This window comes from Paenibacillus sp. P4_A7 (assembly GCF_056402455.1).
This window is the reverse complement of the sequence record NZ_JBFUHJ010000695.1, coordinates 1-1,929: the sequence shown is the minus strand read 5'-3', so window position 1 is coordinate 1,929 and position 1,929 is coordinate 1. Positions and strand designations below refer to the sequence as shown.

The window sequence follows — 1,929 nt, the reverse complement described above, 5'->3', positions numbered from 1 at the left end:
GTGTTACGCCGGACAAGGGAATGGATATCTCGCTTGCCGAGATGCATGGCGTTCCGGTCAGCTGGTCAGCTGGTAATGGAGAGCCGCATCCATCCTATTACGATCAACGCGAGGCAGAATGGTTAAGAAGTGCATCTGGAGGTTTACTGATGACCTGTGGATTATCTCAGGTAGGGTCACCGGGTGAAGATAGTGAAGGGGCATATGGCCTTCATGGACGCATCCACCATACACCGGGCCGTCAGATCTCTTGCTGGTCGGAATGGGAAGGCGATGAGTACGTGATGAAGCTGCGCGGTGTCATGGAGGAGACTTCCATATTCGGAGGACGTTTACGTCTGACCAGAATGATTATGAGTCGTTTGGGAGACAACCGAATAACCATTCAGGATACCGTTGAGAATGCAGGCTTCCATCCGGTGCCCCACATGATGCTCTATCATTTCAACTTTGGATTTCCACTCATGTCTGAAGATACGACTGTTATGATTCCTGAGGGAAATAGCTTTCCTCGTGATCCGGACATGGATATGAGCAGAATGGGAGATTGGCAAGCACCCGACCCCTTGCACAAGGAGCAAGTCTATTACCATGAGCCGATTAAGGGAAATGGGCTTATGTGTGCGCGTATTCACAGTCCTTCTTTCCCAGTGAACAATGATTGTTCATATTCCAAGGGGCTCTCAGTTGAACTGGAATGGGACGCTGCGGTGCTGCCAAAGCTGGTGCAATGGCGTATGCCGGGAGCAGGAGAGCATGTACTTGGGCTTGAACCCTCCAATTGCTKGACGAAAGGCAGGTCCGCAGAAAAAGAAAACGGCTCACTTCGGATATTAAAGCCTGGAGAAATGATTGAATATCGACTTGACTTAAGATTTAATAATTTATAGGAGGAATTTATATGCTGCAAACAAAGCCTTATGTATTCTGGTTCGTAACGGGTAGTCAGGGATTATATGGTGATGATGTTCTATCGAAAGTAGAAGAAAATTCAAAGGCAATGGTCGATGCTCTAGACAAGGATCCTGTTCTCCCATATTCAATTAAATTCAAGGCTGTTGTAACTACCCCCGAAGCTATACGCCGAGTATGTTTGGAGGCCAATTCAGATGAGAACTGTGCAGGAATCGTGACATGGATGCATACATTCTCACCAGCGAAGATGTGGATCTCAGGGCTAACGCAGTTACGCAAACCTCTGCTTCACTTCCATACGCAATTTAATGTAGATATTCCTTGGGACAGTATCGACATGGACTTCATGAACCTTAATCAAGCAGCACATGGCGATCGTGAATTCGGATTTATTGGTGCACGTCTCGGTATTGCTCGCAAAATCATTGCAGGACATTGGCAAGAAGTGAAGGTACGTGAAAGAATTAGCTCTTGGATGAGAACAGCAGCTGCGTATACGGAAAGTCAGACGATGAAGATCGCTCGGTTCGGCGATAACATGCGTTATGTTGCTGTAACCGAGGGTGATAAGGTCGAAGGGCAAATTCGGTTCGGCTGGTCTGTTAACGGCTACCCTGCTGGCGATTTGGCCGAACGTGTGAACGATGTCTCGAATGCTCAAGTGAAGGAATTAATGGATGAGTACCAGGAACTGTATGACTTCACGGAAGGTGGACGACTCGAAGGTTCGGAGCGGGAGGCTATTGGTGAGCAGGCCCGTATTGAGATTGGTTTGAAAGCGTTTCTACAAGAAGGCGGCTACAGTGCGTTTGTTACAAGCTTTCAGGATTTGCACGGCTTGAAGCAGTTGCCTGGGCTGGCCGCTCAGCGCCTTATGGCTGCGGGATACGGTTTCGGCGGGGAAGGTGACTGGAAGACAGCTGCGCTTGTCCGGATGATGAAGATTATGGCTGAGAACAAAGGGACTTCATTCATGGAGGATTACACCTACCATATGCAAGCAGGCGATCAAAT

The 1,929-nt window shown here is 48.3% G+C and carries 2 protein-coding genes; both read left to right on the top strand.

Features of this window, described 5'->3' with window-relative positions; genetic code table 11:
- Positions 1-890 (top strand): aldose 1-epimerase family protein (locus AC1DWN_RS33050; protein ID WP_477563069.1); only part of this gene is annotated, 890 nt, incomplete at its 5' end.
- An 11-nt stretch (positions 891-901) separates the two neighbouring features.
- The coding region (locus AC1DWN_RS33045; protein ID WP_477563068.1) for an L-arabinose isomerase family protein at positions 902-1,929 on the top strand (1,028 nt) is incomplete at its 3' end.